Origin of the sequence: Aeromonas sp. CU5 (assembly GCF_002586745.1) — a bacterium.
GTDB classification, from domain to species: Bacteria; Pseudomonadota; Gammaproteobacteria; order Enterobacterales; family Aeromonadaceae; genus Aeromonas; species Aeromonas sobria.
Map to the genome: position 1 here is coordinate 403,825 of NZ_CP023817.1, position 18,365 is coordinate 422,189.

The following is an 18,365-nucleotide window of genomic DNA, read 5'->3' on the forward strand; positions in this document are numbered from 1 at the left end:
ATTTTCCCCCGCACGGCCGCGTTGGCTGGTGCGGGAGCAATAAAAAAACGGCCGTTTGGCCGTTTTTTTATTGTGCTGATACCGTGAGTATCAGCGGTTCACTGCAAGGCGCTGATTACAGGCTGGCGGTGAAAGTACGGGTAACCACGTCACGCTGCTGTTCCGGGGTCAGGGCGTTGAAACGCACTGCGTAGCCAGATACACGGATGGTCAGCTGCGGGTACTTTTCCGGGTTGGCGATAGCATCTTCCAGGGTTTCGCGACGCAGCACGTTGACGTTCAGGTGCTGGCCACCTTCAACAACCGGGTCAGTTTGTACTGGCAGTTCACGATATTCGAACTGACCCAGGTCAGCCAGTTGCACTTCTTGATCGGCAGCGAAAGCATCGCCTTTGACGCAGATGCAGCGAGCTTGTTGCTTCTCTTCGTCCAGCAGCCAGAAAGAGTTCAGCAGAGCGGTGTTAGCAGCTTGGGTGATTTGAATGCCTTTGATCATGGTATGACTCCTCAATGGGAACGCGAATCCAACTGTAAGGAAATTACCCTGATGTATTTAAGCTACCGTCGATGGCGATGACTTAAAGGGCCCTTGCCTTACACCTTTACTTTGATGGGGTCATATATACCATGGTGGTAATATTACCAAAATTGATTCAGATCAATAAAATTCAATAAAGCCGCATGTCAACGGCATTAATTTATTGAGTTTAATCAAATTTAGGTCATTTTTCCGAAATTGTAAGATATCCAGATAATGCATCTTTTATATCTTCAATCTAGTAATTTAACTACACCTTTTGGGCTTTTTTCTGATGAGAGTAGGGGGATTGGCTACACTCAGCAAACACACTGAGGAGAGTGCCGGGTGAAGAGCGGGTGGCGAAAGTGGGCATGGCTAGCCCTGTTTTGTTGTACCAGCGCAGTGCGTGCCGAGACGGTGCGCATTGCCGTGGGCGAGTGGCCACCTTATATCAGTGAGGCGCTGCCCAATCAGGGATTCCTCTGCCAGGTGGTACGCGAGGCTTTCGCTCAGTCGGGGCTGGATGTCAGCTTTCACTTCTACCCCTGGGCGCAGGCTTACCAGCTGACCCAGGAGGGGAGGTATGTGGTCACCATGCCCTGGTTTCGTTCCCGTGAACGTGAACAGCACTTTTATTTTTCTGCCACGCTCGGTGATTTCACGACTCGCCTCTTTATGCTGGCCGGTTCGCCGCAGGTGAATCTGGGGGAGCTAAAAGAGCAGCCGGTCGGGGTCACCCGTGGCTATTTTTATGGCGATGGGTTTGCCGCCCGCCAAGCCGGGCTCACCCTCGAGTGGTCAGATTCCGATGAAGAGAGCATGGGCAAGTTGCTCGACGGACGTATCCGCTATCTGGTGATGGATGAGCAGGTGGCACAGACCCTGTTCCAGCAAGCGATCTCCCGTCATCCCCAATCGCTGGCGCTGACCAGTGCCGCTGATCCTATCTGGTCGCAACCTGGATACCTGTTGATGCGCAAGGCAGATCCCGAGGCGCGCCGTTTGATGTTGCTGTTCAACGCCGGCCTGCACAAGCTGGAGCGCTCGGGGCGTGTTGCCCAGATCTGGCAACAGTGAGCCACGGTTGCGTCTTGCGGGCTGGCCCCCTATCCTGAGCCCTTCGCCGATTCAAGTGAGGAGTTAGGGGTGCAGACCTGGAGTGATGTGATTGGCTCTGAAAAAGAGCAGGACTATTTCAAACTTACGCTGGCGACCGTCAGAGCTGAGCGTGAAGCGGGCAAGGTGATCTACCCGCCAACAGCCGATGTGTTCAATGCCTTCAAGCTGACCGAACTGGATCAGGTCAAGGTGGTGATCCTGGGGCAAGACCCCTACCACGGCCCCAATCAGGCGCACGGTCTCTGTTTCTCCGTCCTGCCCGAGGTACGTACGCCTCCTTCACTGGTCAACATCTATAAAGAGTTGCAACGGGATCTGCCCGACTTTGTCACCCCCAATCACGGCTTTCTCGAATCCTGGGCCAAACAGGGGGTCTTGCTGCTCAATACCGTGCTGACGGTACAGGCCGGTCAGGCTCACTCTCACGCTCAGCTCGGGTGGGAGACCTTCACCGATCGGGTTATCGAGCAGATCAATGCCAGCTGTCAGGGGGTAGTCTTCCTGTTGTGGGGGGCACATGCCCAGAAGAAGGGGCGTTTTATCGATCGTCAGCGCCACCATGTATTGACCGCCCCCCATCCGAGCCCTCTCTCTGCCCACCGTGGTTTCATCGGTTGTGGCCACTTTACCGAGACCAATCGCTTGCTGGAACAACAGGGCAAGAGTCAGATAGAGTGGAAATCTGTCTGCATCCCACTTGATTGAGTGCAAAGTTCGGGCGACAAATGACCGTATACTCAGGGACATAACATTAATTCAGAGCCAAGGAGTGCCCATGTTATCCAGTCTGCACAAGGACCATCTCAACATCGCCCGACTCTTGGAGCTGCTCAAGCACAAGTTGGCAGCCATCCATGCCGAACAGCCCATCAGCTACTTTTTGGTGCGCGATGTCATCGACTACCTGCGGGAGGTCTCCGACAAGTACCACCATCCCAAGGAAGACCTCATCTATGACTACTACCTGAAATATCGGGTGGTGGAAGGGGAGGTTGCCAACCGCCTGCAGGAGGAGCACGTCAAGCTGCTGGAGGCCGGGGCCGATCTCAAGGAGATGGTGGAGATGATCCTGATGGATGCGGTGATCCCCCTCGATCAGTTCACCACCAAGCTGGAGCGCTTCGTGGAGCTGCAAGAGGCGCACATGAACTACGAAGAGGGGGTGATCTTCCCCCATCTGCGTGACTCCCTGACCGAGGATGACTGGCGTCAGCTGGAGCAAAACTGGCAGAACCGTGCCATTGGCGACCCCCTGTTCGGGGCCGAAGTGAGCCAGCACTTTCAGGCGCTGGCCAAACGCCTCTCTTTGCCGCTCACTACCGGCTAAGCGCTGTGCGTACCAGCAGCGCGGCGGGTACCCCGTGAGTGCAACTTGAGTGAAAACAGAAAAGGCCTCCATCCGGAGGCCTTTTGCATGGAGGGTGTTGCCATCCATTGCGCGTCCAAGAACAGACAACTATCGGTAGTAACTCTCTTTGGAAAAGTTACTTATCGACTATCTGGCGTGACTGAGTGGGGTGGAGGGACAGGTGTGCAGATATTGATGGGGAGTCAGACCGAACTCCTGTTTGAAGCGGGCGGCAAAACGGCTGGGAGAGTCATAACCGCAGGCGAGGGCGACCTCCAGCGGGGTGAGGCGCTGTTGCAACAGGTTGAGGGCGTGACTCATGCGCACCTGAGCCAGCAACTGGCGAAAGCTGCGACCTTCGGCGGACAGCTTGCGCACCATGGAGGCGCGGCTCATGGAGAAGTGGGGGGCAACTGCCTCCAGGGTGTGGTCGATGCTGGGTTCTACCGCCAGGTAGCGGGCCAGCCGCTCTGCGAGGGTCATGGTGCTGGCGGGAAAGAGCAACCCGAGGGCGTTGGCGGCCCGCAGCTCGGCGTAGAAGCCACGTAGCAGTTCGGCCCGGGTCGCTTCGCTCAGCCCCCGCTCGGCCATGGTGCTGATGAGTTCAAAGCAGAAGGCGAGCCCGGGGGTGACCTTGACGGCTGGCTCATCCAGATTGGTATGGGAAGGGGCTGACTCGGCCAGCCATTCCTGCGGTGGCGGGGTGAGCAGCGTGATGGCGTGGGAGCGAAATTTGCCCTGTTCCGGCTGATTGACGAAGGTGAGCTGGTGGCCTGCCGGGATCAGCAGCCAGCGCTCCCTGTCAAACGACAGGCGCCGCTCGCGCCACCACAGTTGCTTGCTCCCCTGGGTGACCCAGATGAGGGTCGGGGCATAGATGAGCACCCGATGCAGGGGCTGCTGGCGGATCCCGAGATAGTGGCTCTGTTGCAGCAGGGGGGTGCTCATCCGGTTGGCTCCTAGGGGGTGACGAAGGTGGCGGTCAGGGTGGCCTTGCCGAGCGCCATGCTGTTGAGCATGTAGCCTACCATAGCGGGCGGGGTATCGGCCTTCACCTCGAGATCATGGGGCAGGGCCCAGGCGGTGAACTGATAGCGGTGCATGCCGTGACCCGCGGGCGGGCAGGGGCCGCCGTAACCCTGGCTGCCAAAGTCGGTGCGGATCTCCAATCCCTGCTTGAGCTTGCCGGAGGCATTGCTGGCCAGCTCGCTCTGGGTGGCTGGCAGGTTCACCACCAGCCAGTGCCACCAACCGCTGCCGGTTGGGGCATCGGGGTCATAGGCAGTGATAGCGACACTCTTGGTGCCTGTCGGCAGATCCTGCCAGCTCAGCTGGGGCGAGCGGTTGTCGCCGCTGCAGCCAAAGCCGTTGAAGCTGAGCTGTTTGTCCATCAACTGGCCTTCGTGAATATCCGTGCTCTTCAGGGTCATGGCAGAGGTGGGCAGGGCCGCCATACAGAGCAGGGGCAGCAGGGCGGCAGGTTTGAGCAATTTCATCGGGTGACTCCTCGTGTGGTAACGGGATCACTTTAGCGAGAGCAGGGCAGAGTTTTGTTGCAGAACGGCTCAATATTACGTCTATTTGTGAGTTATTTGAGCCTTTAGGTGGTTTTTATGGCGAGAGGGTAAATAGCAGCCATAAAAAAACCGGCATCATGGATGCCGGTTTTTTGTTTGACGATGAGAGGTGCGGCTTAGCGCAGGATCATCTCGTCACTGCCCGGACCACGAGAGGGTCATCGTTGCCGTGCTGGTTCGCTGCGATGCAGGAAGGTGGTCAGGGTATCGCGCGGGGGCGTGATGCCGCATTGCACCAGAATCCGCCCGATTGCCCCCCTGTGATAGCCGCCGTGGGTCACCAGATGGAGCAGCATCTCGTCACGGCTCATCTGCCCCTTGTCACCATCGACAAAGCGAAACGAGAGCGGGGTTGCCCCCTCTTGCGGGCTCAGGGTCTCGACATAATCCACCAGCCAGTTATCCAGTTCCGTGACCGAGCTGCGTAGGGCGGTCAGAGTCGGTGTCTCCGGGGTATTGGTGGCGGCAAAGCCGTGGGTTTTACCCAGTAGATTGGCTTTGAAGATGGCATCGACCACATGGATATGGTTGAAGATCCTAAGGCAGGTGTGGTGGGCCTCGCCATATTGCTGCGCATCGAGTGTGGCGATTGCATCCAGCAGCTCGCCATCGGCCCACCGCTTGTAGTGAAAGAGGGATTGAACTGTCTTGTTGTTCATCGCTTCCTTGCCCTTGTCGCTTCGTAAAGTGCGGCCTGCTAGCCAGGGAGGGTCCAATACGAAACCCATCCTGTCGCTATTCTGCCCCCGCCATACAAAAAGCCCCGAGAGCTGGCGCTTTCGGGGAAGAGGAAAAACATCGACAAGGAATTACAAAGGCATTGGGGTCAGGCCTGAACAGGATCAGGCATCGACATAGAGCACCTGACCGCTAATAAAGCCATCGACGGAACGCTCAAACGCCTTGCCGACCAGGGCGCCCGGCACCGGCTGGAAGCCGGGCATCATCTCGCCATATACGTCCCACGCCTCTTCCAGTACGGTCGGGTTGACCACATTGATGCGGATGCCGCGGGGCAGCTCGTGGGCCACGCACTGGACAAAGGTATCGATGGCGCCGCTGGTGGTGGCATCGGCAATGGCCAGCGGGATCGGCTTGATATTGAGAATGCCGGAGATCAGGGTGAAGGAGCCCCCCTGATTGATGTAGTTGAGGCCGATATTGACCAGATTGATCTGCCCCATCAGCTTGCTCTGGATGGTAGTTTGCCACTGCTCTTCGCTCATCTCGCCAAAGGGGGCGTATTCGCAAAATCCTGCGGTATTGACCACCGCATCGAAGGAGCCCACGTTTTGGTAGAGCCGCTCGATTGACTCCTTGCTGGTGATATCCACCTGAAAATCACACCCCTCGCCGGAGCGGCTGGCAGTGATCACCTTGTGCTTGCCCAGACCACTGAGGGCGGCTTGCCCCATTTTCCCCTGAGCACCAATCAGAATGACAGTTTTCATCGTTAACCTCGCTTTGCTGGAAGAGCTGCAAGGTTAGAGAGCTACTGATACAATGTAAATCATGGATAATTTGTATGTGATACAACTTAAATTGGTGAGGTGAGGGTGGAGAAGATCGATATCAGGCAGATGCGGGTGCTGGTGCTGCTGGTCAGATACAAGAGTGTGTCGCGGGTGGCCGAGCTGCTGGAGATCTCCCAGCAGGGGGTGAGCAGTCATCTGAAAAAGCTGCGCGATCTCTTTCCCGCCGAGCTGTTTATCCGCCAGAGCGCCGGGTTGCAGCCGACCGACTACGCCTGCGAGCTGGCCGACAAGTTCGAGCAGATCCTGGCCGATATCGACGGGGTCTTTGTGGCAGCCCCCTTTGATCCGGCCAGCAGCCAGCGCACTTTCAGGGTGATGGCCAACGAGTATGCCCAGCTCGCCATTATCCCAAGGTTGGCGAGCGCTCTGCGCAATCAGGCGCCCTTCATCCGGCTCGATGTGGTGGATTTTCAGGCCGAGCTGCATCTGGACGCGCTGGCCAGTGGCGAGACGGATCTGGTGATTGGCTTTGATGCCTATATCGACCCGGGGTTGCTGCGCGCCACCCTGCGCCGGGATCACTACTGCTGCGTGCTGCGCCAGGACTCCCGATATCTTCCGGATAATGCCCAGCCGCAGGATATGGCGGCCATCCCCTTTGTGCAGTTCGCCAACAGCGTCGGCAATTTTGAAGGGCAGATGAGCCCGCAGCAGGTCGCCAGCTCGGCGGTGGCGACGCTCCCCTGTTACACCTCGCTGCAAGCCTTTATGTCGGTCAATGACGTGGCGGCCTGCATCCCGTCGGCCATCGCCGCCCTCGGGGATTTTCGCACCGTGGCGATGGCCGGGTCGCCGCAGCCGTTCGAGGTGGTGGTCGGCAGACATCGCAAAAGTCAGGGCAATCTGGCCATCGAGTGGCTGGCCGAGGTGATTAAGTCGGTCTGCGATCTTGCCATGCCCAGATAACGCCGCCGTTTGCAGAGAGCGGCCGCCGCCAGCCAGCGCGGTAACGGCAGGCTGGATCTGCGGGGGAAATCCTGCGATGGTGCGGGCAGTTATCCGCTTGTCCCGTTATCGAGTGAAAAGGAGTTGAGATGCGCATTGCCATGATTGGTCTGGGGGATATCGCCCAAAAAGCCTATCTGCCGCTGCTGACGAGCGACGAGCGGGTCACCCCGCTGCTCTGCACCCGCAATCCATCGGTGCTGGAGCAGCTGGCCCGCCAGTATCGGGTCGCCGAGTGCTTTACCGATGTGGCGGCCCTGCTGGCAAGTCGCCCCGACGCCGTGATGATCCACGCCGCCACCGCGGTGCATCGCGAGCTGGCCGAGCAGTGCCTGCGCGCAGGCATCCCCACCTTTGTCGACAAGCCCCTGTGCGACACGCTGGCCGAGGCCGAGGAGCTTGCCAACCTCGCCATGGCGCAGGATTGTGCGCTGTTTGTCGGCTTCAACCGCCGCTATCTGCCCGCCATGGATGCCGCCCGTGCCCAGCCGCTCACCGAGCTCAACTGGCAGAAGCACCGCTTCGCCCTGCCCGGCAAGGCGCGGGATTTTCTGTTCGACGACTTTATTCACGTGCTCGACAGTCTCTGCTTCTATGGCGGCGCGCCACAGGGGGATTTTCAGGCGGTGCTGCGGCCAAGTGCCCAGGACCAGCGGCTGCTGGCCGGGGTGAGCGTCAGCTGGCAGAGCGGGGACCGCGCCATCAGCGGCAGCATGAACCGCAGCGCCGGCATCACCGAGGAGCGCATCGATGCCTATGGCGACAATCTCTCGCTGCATCTTGAGAACTGCACTCGCGGCATCATCGCCCGTGACAAGCAGGCCCTGACGCTCGCTCCCAACGACTGGCAGCCGGTGCTGGCCCAGCGCGGCTTTGCCGCCATGCTGGAACACTGGTATCAGCAGATTGAACTGGGCAAGGCCGATAGCGAGTTGATCGCCTCCTACCTGCATGGCCACCGGCTGGCAGAGCAGCTGGTCGCACAGGCTGAACAGCGGGGATAAGGCTGGCTGGAAGTGGGCGTGACATGAATGCGCGTTGCGCGGGGAAGGCGCATCAAAAACAACGGGGGCCGCAGATGCGGCCCCCGTTTTATGGGATCAGATACATTTCACCGGCTTGGGCAGGCCGCCAATCTTGGTCGCCTGCTTGGCGGGCCCTTCCGGGAACAGCTTGTAGAGATAGCGGCTATTGCCCTTCTCGGGGCCGTACTGTTTTTCCATCGCCTTGACCAGCGCGCGGATGGCGGGGGAGGTGTTGAACTCCAGATAGAAGGCGCGCACAAAGCGCACCACTTCCCAGTGCGGCTCCTCCAGCTCGATCCCCTCCTGCGCAGCCAGCACCAGCGCCAGCTCCTCGCTCCAGTCGTTGCTGTTGAGCAGGTAGCCCTTGGCATCGGTCTTGATGAGTTGGCCGTTTAATTCCAGCTGATGTTGTTCGGACGCAGACATGGGGCTCCTCGCTAATGGGGCTATCAGGATTGGGCGGGCATGGTAGCGCCTTGATCCCCGGTGAGCAACCGGCTCTCGTTGGCCAGATGCAGCAACTGATCCGCCAGCTCGCTGATGAGGTTGAGCTGCTGGGTCAGCATCAGCTGCTCCTCGCTGCTCTCCTGGTCATCATCGGGGGTGATCAGCAGGTTCTTGCTGCCGAGGGAGCTGGAGGGGTTGCCCGCCAGATGACCGGCGGCCTGCTCCAGGGTGTGGCAGATATGGTGGCGCAGCTCATCCAGCCCGTTCACCGCCTCCAGCTTATCGCGATGGGCTCCCAGCGCCGAGATGTAGGAGAGCAGGGCGTGGTTGCGCCAGGTGAGGGTAAAGCAGAGATCGAGGAAGCGGCGGCGCTTTTGCGGCTCCACCAGCATGCTCTGCCAGGCGGTCGCCAGCTCGCTGTCGGCCAGATGGGCGCTCTTGCGCGCCACCCGATAGTCGATGGACTCATCCCGCTGCTGGGTGAGGCTCGCCAGCACCGCCGAGAGGTAGCGGGCGTTGGCCGACAGCGAATTGGCGATCAGGGTCGGCAGCCGCTTGTATTGCCAGTCCGGCCACAGCCAGGCCACCAGCCCGTAAGAGATGAGGCAGCCGAGCAGGGTATCGAGCAAGCGCGGCCCCAGAATGGCAAAGCCGATGCCATCGAGCAGATTGAACGCCATCAACACATAGAGGGTGATAAAGCAGACCGCGGCGCTGTAGTTGTTGCGCACCTGGGTGAAGAACAGGAAGGCGGCGAGCCCCATCACCACCAGCTGAACGTGTAGCTCGGGGAACAGCCAGAGCACCGGAATGCCCACCAGAATCCCGGCGAAGGTGCCGAGCATCCGCTGCACCAGTCGGCGGCGGGTGGCGCTGTAGCTGGGCTGGCAGACAAACAGCACTGTGAGCAAGATCCAGTAGCCCTTTTCCAGATCAAAGGCTTGCAGTATGCCGTAGCCGATCACCAGCCCGAGCGACAAGCGCAATGCATGGCGAAACACCATGGAGTGCAAGGTGAGGTGCTGCTTGAGCTGGGTCAGCAGTGGCAGGCGGGGCGGGCGCGCCAGCGCAGGCAGGTTTTGCGGCGCCTGCTCGGGGTTTTGCAGTCCCTCGGCGTTGCCCAGCAGCTGGTTGATGCTGGCCAGATTGCGGCGCAGGAACTTCATCGGCGTCAGCAGGGTTTTCGGGTAGTGCTGCTTGAGATGGGTGAATTCCAGCTGATCGCCAAGGGCCTGCAGCGTCCAGTGAATGCGCTTGTTATGGCTGTAGGGTTTGTGCACCAAAATGGCGTAACCGAGCCGCTGACACGCCTCGGAGAGTTGCAGGAACACCTCCTGAAATCCTTCCAGCACTATGCCCTGTTTGAGCTCCGCTTCCAGTCGGCTGTAAGGGTAGTGGCTGGAGGTGGCGCGCTCGTGAATTTCCAGCGCCAGCAGGTAGAGGCGCAGCAGGCTGGCAAGCTCCGGACTGGCCGGATGGCGGCGGCTCAGGCGGGCGTTGAGGGCCGACTTGGTGAGGGTCAACGCACTCACCAGATTGATATTGAGCTGGGCCAGATTGTGGCGAATGGCCTGGGCACCGTGCTCGTCCGCCGGGAAGAAGCGGGCTTTTTCCAGCAGATAGCGGCCAAGGGCGAAATAGCTCTGGGCCAGCTGCTCGTGCAGGGTTTTGTAGGGCAGCAGCCAGAGCCAGATGAAAGAGACCAGCCCATACCAGAGGGCGCCAGCGCCGAGGGCCAGCGGTTGGTAGAAGAGATCCGGCGCCTTGGCGGCCCCCAGCATGGTGTAGATGGCGATCAGCAGCGAGCCAAAGCTGATGGTGGCGTAGCGGGCACCGAGCGCCCCCACCATCACGAAGATAAAAGTGGAGCTGGCCAGCCCGATGGCAAACAGCCAGGGGGTGGGGTAGAGATACTGCACGCAGAGGGACGCAAACATGAAGCAGATGAGCGTCATGGCGAGGTTCTTGAGGCGTCCCCACAGGCTGTCGTCGGTTTCGGCGATGGCGCCTGCCACTAACCCGAGGGAGAGCAGCACGGTGAGCTGGATATTGCCGGTGGCCAGGGTGAAGGCGAGCAGACCGAGAATGGCCAGCAGCACCTTGAGGGCGAAATAGATGTGACTATCGGTGAGCAGTCGGCGTAACAGACTGGAGAAGTCCATGGGCATGCTAGATCCCCTCCTTGAGCGAAGTGAAATCGATGCGACTGTCGGTCAGCAGTCCGCGCAGCAGGCCAGAGAGATCCATCAGCATGAGAGAGGTGAAACCTTTGAACGAGACGAGAGCGGGATAGTAACCTGCCAAGCGCGAAGTGGCCCTGATTTGGATCAGGGCCACTTCGCTTCATATTGTTGATTTACCTATTATCTTGACAGAAATGGCGATGAGTCAATCGATGATCCTGTTTGGCACCCGGCTAGCACTGTCACTAACCGTCACCTCCCCGGAAAAACCGGGCATCGCCACACTGCATCCGCTATCGGGTGGTGATAGCTCAGACGCGGGGCTTTTCGCGCTTGGGTAGCAACAGGTTCATCAAGATAGCAGTGATACCACCGGTGGCGACGCCGTAGGAGAGCACGCTCTTGACGAGTTCCGGCATATGTTGCAAGACCTCGGGCACCTGGGCGACGCCCAGTCCCATCGCAATCGAGACTGCCAGGATCATCAGGGCGCGTCTATCCAGCTCCTCGCGGGAAATAATACGGACACCCGCGGCAGCAATGGTGCCGAACATCACTATGGTGGCCCCTCCCAGCACGGGTTCCGGGATCTGTTGTACCAGGCTGGCGACCGCGGGGAACAGGCCGAGTAGCGCCAGCATGCCGGCGATAAAGAGGCCAACATAGCGGCTGGCCACCCCGGTCAGCTGGATGACGCCATTGTTCTGACTGAAGGTAGACATGGGGAAGGTGGAGAAGAGCGCGGCCATAATCGAGTTGCAACCATCAGCCAGCACCCCCCCTTTAATCCGTTTCATATAGATCTTGCCGCTGACCGGTTCGCCAGATACATCCGACGTGGCGGTCATATCACCAATGGCTTCCAGTGCGGTTACCACAAAGATGATGGCCAGTGGCACAAACAGCTGCCAGTCAAAGCCCAGGCCATAACGCAAGGGGATCGGCACCATCACCATGGGGCCGTCAAAGGTTGGTGGTGTCACCTTGCCCAGCAGCAGCGCCACGGCATAGCCGGTCAGCATGGCGATCATGATGGCCGAGAGGCGCAGCCAGGGGTTGCGACTGCGCTGCAGCAGCACGATAAGACCGAGCACCAGCAGGGAAAGCAACAGGTTGCTGTGGCTGGCAAAGCTGCCATCCGCAAGGGCACCGTAGCCACCGCCCATGCTGATCAGACCCACCTTGATCAGGGTCAGGCCGATCAGCAACACCACTATGCCGGTCACCAGCGGGGTGATCACCTTTTGTACCAGATGCAGAAAGCGGCTCAGGATCACCATGGTGAGTGCCGCCACCATCATGGTGCCGAACAGGGTGCCGAGCATATCTTCCGTCGGCATGGCGGCTTGCTGTAGCGCGAGGCCCGAGGCGATGATAGGGCCGAGGAAGTTGAAGCTGGTGCCCTGTACCGATAACAGACCGGAACCGATAGGGCCGAAGCGGCGGGTCTGGATGAAGGAGGCGATACCGGACATGACCAGTGACATGGAGACGATATAACGGGTGTCGGCAGCAGGGAGCCCGAGGGCATTGGCGATGATGAGAGTAGGAGTGATGATGGCGACAAACATGGCGAGCATATGCTGCAGGGCGGCGAACAGGGTCTGGGGTAGCGGAGGGACATCATCTATACCGTAGACCAGTTCGCTGTGCGCTCGTCGGGGTGGATGTGCCTCAGGGGTGATGGGGGCGGCGGCAGCCTGTTCCATAAGTACCTCGAATGGTGTGGGGAGGGGGAGAAAATTGGGCGCTATTGTAGTGATTGAAATGGTGCTGACCAGCGCTAATTATGCGGAAAAAGGTTTATTTTTCGATACATTGAAACGTTTGCGCGCTGCGGTTATCATCTGTCGGTTTGTGTGACCCTCATCACGGTTTAATTTTCCCTTGCCCCCCCCTGACTCGGTGTAGAATGAGCCCTCTTTAGTTATGTGGAGCATCCAGATGCTGAAATTGGCGGAGTTCTGGAGTGCCAAGGCTCACTCCGAAGATTTTACCCGTACCCGCATGGGGTTTATGACAGTGCGTTTGCGCCTGCTCACCTGCCTGCTGATGGCGGGCTTGCCGGTGTGGGCCGTGATAGATTGGGCTACCTTGCCTGCGGGTCATTTCGAGCAACTGTTTCAGGCCAGGATCTTCTGCACTCTGGCGCTCTCACCCCTGATCCCGCTCTCCTATCTCATCCACTTTCGTCGTGAGCGGATGAAGCTGGCACTCGGCTATTTGATGGCGGTGATGATGCTCTTCTCGCTCTTTTGCCTCCATAGCTTTGGTACAGAACAACAGCTGCAAGCGGGCTATGTGGCCTTTCCCTATCTGCTGATCACCCTGTTTGCCATCTTTCCTATTCCTCTCTCCCTCGGGTTACAACTGGCGGGGGTGGTGCTGCTGACCATGCTGCTGGGCCACTGGCTGCTGGTGGGCCAGACCATCTGGAGTCAGGCCACCCTGAATCAGGTGTGGGTGCTTGGCATGTTCACCCTGGCCAGCTGCTGGGTGCAGTGTGGTCAGCTCAACATGTTGCTGCGGCTCTATCGGGAATCGACCACCGACGAGCTGACCGGCATGATGAATCGCCGCTTGTTGATGAAAGAGCTGGAGCAAGCCCGTGCCAGACTGTTATCCAAGAAGAGATCGTTTGCTGTGTTGCTGCTGGATCTGGACCGTTTCAAGCGGATCAATGACATCTATGGTCATCTGGCGGGGGATGCGGTGCTCAAAGACGTCGCGGCGACCTTGAATGAACAACTGGACTCAGGGATGGTGTTGGGGCGTTATGGGGGAGAAGAGTTTGCCATTTTGATCCACAACTGTGCTGACCCGGCGCAGGCGAGCAAAATGGCCGAGCGGTTGCGCATTGCGGTCGAGGCGCGGCTGGTGAAGAGCCCCACCGCTGATGAGTTGCTGGAGGTGACGGTGAGTATCGGGATTGCCATGGCGCGCCCCGATGACACCATCGATATTCTGATCAACCGTGCCGACGAGTGTCTCTATCAGGCCAAGATGGCGGGCCGCAACTGCGTGGTGGTTGAGCATCAGCCGAGCGTAAAAACAGATGCCGCCTGAGGGCGGCATCTTGTTGGCGACGTGTCGAACTTAGCTCAGCCGGTACTTGCCGGAGAGCTGCTGGGCCAGCAGCTTGAACATGTTGAATACCGCCATGGTCTTGCCGGTCGGGGTGCCATCTTCGGCCAGGAAGAACTCTCCTTTGAATACCAGAATGTCGCTCTTTTGTTCCACCGAATCGGCACGCATGCCGTGGATGAAATCCTCGTGGTTTTTGATGATGGTATTGGCCATCTCCAGCAAGGCACTCTCGGTGATCAGCTCTTTTTCGGGTTGCATGCTCGTCTCCTTAAACGACTACGAGGCAGCGGCGTTGCTGCATATGGCGGCGCCCTGCCTCTGAATTGAGAGGCGACTAGCATACTGCAAACGGGTTTTTACTGTCATTGATATGACCCCGATCCGTGCTGTTTATCCTATCACCAGGTTTTTGAGCCAGCGCCGCTGGCGAATGCGGCGTTGCACCAGCAGCACCTTGCTCAACTCTTCCAGCAACACCACTGCCACCACCCAGGAGAGGGGCCAGCCGAGCACACTGACGGCCACCCAGGCGAGCGGGATGCCGATGCACCACATGCTGACGATATCGATGAAGATGCTGTAGTTCACATCACCGCCAGAGCGCAGCACGCCGATGATCCCCACCATATTGAACACCTTGAGCAGCATCCCCAGACACATGATGCCGAGTACCTGACCCGCCTCGGTCATCAGCTCGGCGGGGAGGTTGCCGACCCACTGCAGCAGATTGGCTTGCAGCAACCAGACCGCGATCCCTACCAGCAGCGCACCAATCGGCGCCAGCAGCAGGAACAGCTGGGAGTGTTGCCAGGCGATGTCGTACTCCTCGGCCCCGAGTCGGTGGCCGAGCAGGGTAGAGCAAGCCACTGCCAGCCCGAAGAAGAGGGAGATGAGGATGCTCTCCAGCGTGCCGAGGGTGGTCATGATGGCCAGCGAATCGGTCCCCAGATGGGCGTAGAGAAAGCCGTAAATCAGCATGCCAAAGGCCCAGAGCCCGTCGTGGAACAAGAGCGGCAGGGCGATCAGGGTGAAGCGCACCACCTCCTTGCGTTTGAAGGCGGCCAGCCAGTCTGGTGCGCGCGGGATCAGCCGTGACTCATAACGCTTCACGTAGATCAGCAGCAAGGCCGTTTGCAGCAGGCGTGAAATGGTGGTGCCCCAGGCCGACCCGGCTACGCCCATCGCCTCGAAGCCGAAGTGACCGAAAATGAGGGCGTAGTTGAGGATGACGTTGGCAATGATGGCGATAATGCCGATGCGGGTCGGGGCGGCGGCGTTGCCCACCGAGCGCAGGGCTGATTCCAACGGCACGACGATGGCGGTACAGAGGATGGTGGCGCCGGTGATCATCAGGAATTGATCCGCCAGCAGGCGCAGTGCCGGATCCTGGCTGGCAAAGCCCAGCACGCTGCCCGGCGATAACACATAGAGAAAGGCAAACGGCAGGGTGACCAGCAGGGCCCCCACCAGCGCCAGCGCCAGGGATCGGCGCACACCAGCCAGCTCGCCGCGCCCGAAGTATTGCGCTGACAATACCGAGACCCCGCCCGAGAGGCCCGCTATCACCAGCAGATTGAAGAAGAAGACCCGGTTACCCAAGCCGACCGCCGCCACCGCAGTGGTGCCAAGCTGGCTCACCATCATGATATCGATGAGGCCGAGCAGGGAGAACATCATGGACTGCAGCGAGACAGGCAGCGCCAGCCGCCACAGTCGGGTCATGAACTCGCGATCAGTGGTTTGTTTTAAAATCGCTTGCCAATAATTCATAGTTTTTAACCGGGGGTGAGAAAAGCAAGGTTTGTCAGGGGTATGATAGGTGGATATCGAGGTTTTCCCACTGTGGATACCTCTCGGTTTTCTTGTGCAAAACTATCCTGTTGAGGTGTTATGCCATTTATCAGCGAGTGTCTGGAGATAGCCCCTGGCTGTGAAGAGCGGATGCTGGGGCGTGAAGGGCTGCCTCTGCTCGGTGAGGCGGGCATCTTTCTGACCGGCCTCTCCAGGGTGCGGGATCACTATGTTATCCGCCGCAATCGCCCCGAGTTTCACATCCTGATGGTGAGTCACGATGAGGGTGGGGTTCTGCTCACCGACGAGGGGGAGCAAGCCATTCCGGCTGGGTCGCTGATTTTCCTGCCCGCCGCCGTGCCCGGCGGCCTCAAGCTGGTTGGGGAGAGCTGGCAGATCAGCTGGATTTTGCTCGATGACGTGCCGCGCTGGCAGCACCTGCACCGGCTTGGTCATCGCATCTGGCAAGGGGATGGCGGCGATCAGCTCTACCATCTGCTCAGCCTGATGCAGGTAGAAGGCGTGCGCTCACCGTTGCAGCCTCAGTTGCTCAGTCTGCTACTGGCACTGCTGGAGCGCACCCTGCAAGGGGAGGTTCGCGGCACCCCGGAGCTGCGGTTGCAGGCGCTGTTTCGCCGGGTGGAGGCGCGCCTTGACGAACCCTGGAGTGTGGCCCTGCTGGCTGACCAGATGGCCTGTTCGGTGCCCCATCTGCATCGCCTTTGTCAGCAAGCATTTGGTATGGGGCCGATGGCGAGGGTGACCGAGCTCAGAATGAGCAAGGCGCGCCAGTTGCTGCTCTATACCAACTGGTCACTCGGTGAGCTGGCGATCCGGGTCGGTTACAGCGATGGGGCCAACTTTGCCAACCGCTTTCGCCGCCTGACAGGGCAGACGCCGGGTGCTTTTCGTCGACTGGGTCGCAAACCTTTTGCAACAGATGTGCAAACTCTTTGAAATTCATGGCGCAAGTCCCTAGGATCGGCGGGTTCCTGCGTCTCGCTAATCGTTTAGGTATCAAGATCCATGTTTGAAGATAATAAGAAACGTCCCCTCTACATTCCCTACGCCGGTCCCGCCCTGCTGGAGACCCCACTGCTCAACAAGGGCAGCGCTTTCACCAGTGAAGAGCGCGGCCACTTTAATCTCGAAGGGTTACTGCCGCAAAATATCGAGACCATCGAAGAGCAGGCCGAGCGCGCCTATCGCCAGTTCATGGCGTTTGGTAACGACATGGACAAGCACATCTATCTGCGCAACATTCAGGACACCAACGAGACGCTGTTCTACCGTCTGTTGCACAACCACCTGACCGAGATGTTGCCGATCATCTATACCCCGACCGTTGGCAAGGCGTGTGAAGAGTTCTCCAACATCTACCGCCGCGCCCGTGGCCTGTTTATCTCCTATCCGGATATGGATCGGATCGATGACATGCTGCAAAACGCCACCAAGCAGAATGTCAAAGTGATCGTGGTCACCGATGGCGAGCGGATCCTGGGTCTCGGCGATCAGGGCATTGGCGGTATGGGGATCCCCATCGGCAAGCTGTCGCTCTACACCGCCTGTGGCGGTATCTCGCCCGCCTACTGCCTGCCGGTGGTGCTGGATGCGGGCACCAACAACCAGCAACTGCTGAATGACCCCTTCTACATGGGGTGGCGCAATCCGCGCATCTCAGGTGAAGAGTATGCCGAGTTTGTCGATGCCTTCATTCAGGCGGTCAAGCGCCGCTGGCCCGATATCCTGCTGCAGTTCGAGGATTTCGCCCAGAACAACGCCATGCCGCTGCTCAATCGCTACAAGAACGAGCTCTGCTGCTTCAACGACGATATTCAGGGCACTGCTGCGGTGACGCTGGGTAGCCTGATTGCCGCCTGCAAGGCCTCCGGCGCCAAGCTCTCCGAAAAGCGGGTCGCCTTCCTCGGGGCAGGCAGCGCGGGCTGCGGCATTGCCGAGCAGATCGTGGCGCAGATGAAGGCCGAGGGGCTGACCGATGCACAGGCTCGTGGCCGGGTCTTTATGGTGGACCGTTTCGGTCTTATCACCGACAAGATCCCCAACCAGCTCGATTTCCAGCGCCGTCTCTCCCAGCCGGTGGAACGCATTGCTGATTGGCCGGTGGGGGACAACATCTCTCTGCTGGAGGTGATGGAGCATGGTCATCCTGACATTTTGATCGGGGTATCCGGCCAGCCGGGGCTGTTTACCGAAGAGGTGGTCAAGACCATGCACAAGCACTGTGCCCGTCCCATCATCTTCCCGCTCTCCAACCCCACCTCCCGGGTCGAGGCGACGCCTGCTGATTTGATCCGCTGGACCGACGGTCAGGCGCTGGTGGCAACCGGCAGCCCGTTTGCGCCGGTGGAGCACAAGGGCAAGCGCTACGTCATCGCCCAGTGCAACAACTCCTTTATCTTCCCGGGGATCGGCTTGGGCGTTATCGCCTCCGGCGCCACCCGGGTGACCGATGCCATGCTGATGTCGGCTAGCCGTGCGCTGGCGGAGTGCTCGCCCTTGGTAAAAGGTGCTGAAGGCTCTCTGCTGCCGGATCTGGCGGACATTCACGAGGTCTCCCGTTACATCGCCAAGATGGTGGCCAAGACCGCCATGCTGCAGGGCAAGGCGGTGCAGACCCCGGACGAGGTGATCGATCAGGCCATCGAAGCCAACTTCTGGCATCCGGAGTATCGCCGCTACCGCCGCACCTCGTTCTAAGTCCGTTGGGCAGGGCAAACTGTGAGATGAAAAGAGGGAGGCTGATGCCTCCCTCTTTTATATAAGGTAG

The 18,365-nt window shown here is 59.3% G+C and carries 19 protein-coding genes; 8 read left to right on the plus strand and 11 right to left on the minus strand.

Annotated features, from left to right (window positions below):
• Positions 1–115 precede the first annotated feature (115 nt).
• On the minus strand, positions 116–496 hold the full coding sequence (gene grcA, locus CK911_RS01825; RefSeq protein ID WP_042020546.1) for an autonomous glycyl radical cofactor GrcA: 381 nt from the start codon (positions 494–496) through the stop codon (positions 116–118).
• A gap of 369 nt (positions 497–865) precedes the next feature.
• On the opposite strand from grcA, the gene CK911_RS01830 reads away from it, so the two are divergent.
• The 3 genes from CK911_RS01830 to CK911_RS01840 all read left to right on the plus strand — a co-directional run bounded on the left by CK911_RS01830 (position 866) and on the right by CK911_RS01840 (position 2,966).
• Complete coding sequence (locus CK911_RS01830; RefSeq protein WP_098968788.1) at positions 866–1,597, plus strand: ABC transporter substrate-binding protein; 732 nt, start codon at positions 866–868, stop codon at positions 1,595–1,597.
• Between the two features lie 69 nt (positions 1,598–1,666).
• Positions 1,667–2,344, plus strand: a complete 678-nt coding sequence (ung, locus tag CK911_RS01835) for a uracil-DNA glycosylase (protein WP_098968789.1) — start codon at positions 1,667–1,669, stop codon at positions 2,342–2,344.
• Positions 2,345–2,414: 70 nt separating this feature from the next.
• Entirely contained in the window at positions 2,415–2,966 is a 552-nt protein-coding gene (locus CK911_RS01840; protein ID WP_068978735.1) for a hemerythrin domain-containing protein, read from the plus strand.
• Between the two features lie 168 nt (positions 2,967–3,134).
• Here CK911_RS01840 and CK911_RS01845 read toward each other — a convergent pair whose 3' ends face one another.
• From CK911_RS01845 to CK911_RS01860, 4 genes are all read right to left on the minus strand, one after another.
• On the minus strand, positions 3,135–3,935 hold the full coding sequence (locus tag CK911_RS01845) for an AraC family transcriptional regulator (protein WP_098968790.1): 801 nt from the start codon (positions 3,933–3,935) through the stop codon (positions 3,135–3,137).
• Between the two features lie 11 nt (positions 3,936–3,946).
• A complete protein-coding gene (locus tag CK911_RS01850; protein ID WP_042020552.1) occupies positions 3,947–4,483 on the minus strand; it encodes a YbhB/YbcL family Raf kinase inhibitor-like protein in 537 nt (178 codons plus the stop codon).
• Positions 4,484–4,722: 239 nt separating this feature from the next.
• Entirely contained in the window at positions 4,723–5,223 is a 501-nt protein-coding gene (locus CK911_RS01855; RefSeq protein WP_098968791.1) for a DinB family protein, read from the minus strand.
• 183 nt (positions 5,224–5,406) lie between these two features.
• Positions 5,407–6,015: a short chain dehydrogenase gene (locus tag CK911_RS01860; protein ID WP_042020554.1), complete on the minus strand. Its 609-nt coding sequence runs from the start codon at positions 6,013–6,015 to the stop codon at positions 5,407–5,409.
• Positions 6,016–6,120: 105 nt separating this feature from the next.
• On the opposite strand from CK911_RS01860, the gene CK911_RS01865 reads away from it, so the two are divergent.
• Entirely contained in the window at positions 6,121–7,005 is an 885-nt protein-coding gene (locus tag CK911_RS01865) for a LysR family transcriptional regulator (RefSeq protein ID WP_042020555.1), read from the plus strand.
• Between the two features lie 128 nt (positions 7,006–7,133).
• On the plus strand, positions 7,134–8,048 hold the full coding sequence (locus tag CK911_RS01870) for a Gfo/Idh/MocA family protein (RefSeq protein WP_042020556.1): 915 nt from the start codon (positions 7,134–7,136) through the stop codon (positions 8,046–8,048).
• Between the two features lie 96 nt (positions 8,049–8,144).
• Here the strand turns inward: CK911_RS01870 and CK911_RS01875 are convergent, their stop codons facing one another.
• The 4 genes from CK911_RS01875 to CK911_RS01885 form a co-directional block, all read right to left on the minus strand.
• Positions 8,145–8,495, minus strand: a complete 351-nt coding sequence (locus tag CK911_RS01875) for a TusE/DsrC/DsvC family sulfur relay protein (RefSeq protein WP_042020557.1) — start codon at positions 8,493–8,495, stop codon at positions 8,145–8,147.
• A gap of 23 nt (positions 8,496–8,518) precedes the next feature.
• On the minus strand, positions 8,519–10,684 hold the full coding sequence (gene yccS, locus CK911_RS01880; RefSeq protein ID WP_042020558.1) for a YccS family putative transporter: 2,166 nt from the start codon (positions 10,682–10,684) through the stop codon (positions 8,519–8,521).
• Position 10,685: 1 nt separating this feature from the next.
• Complete coding sequence (locus tag CK911_RS21055) at positions 10,686–10,853, minus strand: hypothetical protein (RefSeq protein ID WP_157774514.1); 168 nt, start codon at positions 10,851–10,853, stop codon at positions 10,686–10,688.
• Between the two features lie 157 nt (positions 10,854–11,010).
• Positions 11,011–12,408: a nucleobase:cation symporter-2 family protein gene (locus CK911_RS01885; RefSeq protein WP_068978727.1), complete on the minus strand. Its 1,398-nt coding sequence runs from the start codon at positions 12,406–12,408 to the stop codon at positions 11,011–11,013.
• Positions 12,409–12,643: 235 nt separating this feature from the next.
• On the opposite strand from CK911_RS01885, the gene CK911_RS01890 reads away from it, so the two are divergent.
• Positions 12,644–13,765 (plus strand): GGDEF domain-containing protein, encoded by a 1,122-nt coding sequence (locus CK911_RS01890; RefSeq protein ID WP_098972381.1) that lies wholly within the window; start codon positions 12,644–12,646, stop codon positions 13,763–13,765.
• A gap of 30 nt (positions 13,766–13,795) precedes the next feature.
• On the opposite strand, the gene CK911_RS01895 is transcribed toward CK911_RS01890, so the two are convergent.
• Both CK911_RS01895 and CK911_RS01900 read right to left on the minus strand, forming a co-directional pair.
• Positions 13,796–14,044, minus strand: coding sequence for a DUF2498 family protein (locus CK911_RS01895; protein WP_042020559.1), 249 nt, complete (start codon positions 14,042–14,044; stop codon positions 13,796–13,798).
• A 132-nt stretch (positions 14,045–14,176) separates the two neighbouring features.
• Positions 14,177–15,556, minus strand: coding sequence for an MATE family efflux transporter (locus tag CK911_RS01900; protein ID WP_098968792.1), 1,380 nt, complete (start codon positions 15,554–15,556; stop codon positions 14,177–14,179).
• A gap of 120 nt (positions 15,557–15,676) precedes the next feature.
• On the opposite strand from CK911_RS01900, the gene CK911_RS01905 reads away from it, so the two are divergent.
• Both CK911_RS01905 and CK911_RS01910 read left to right on the plus strand, forming a co-directional pair.
• Positions 15,677–16,534 carry an AraC family transcriptional regulator gene (locus CK911_RS01905; protein ID WP_172953937.1) on the plus strand — a complete coding sequence of 286 codons (858 nt, stop codon included), beginning with the start codon at positions 15,677–15,679 and terminating at the stop codon, positions 16,532–16,534.
• A 69-nt stretch (positions 16,535–16,603) separates the two neighbouring features.
• Positions 16,604–18,295, plus strand: a complete 1,692-nt coding sequence (locus CK911_RS01910) for an NAD-dependent malic enzyme (protein WP_042020564.1) — start codon at positions 16,604–16,606, stop codon at positions 18,293–18,295.
• Positions 18,296–18,365 lie beyond the last annotated feature (70 nt).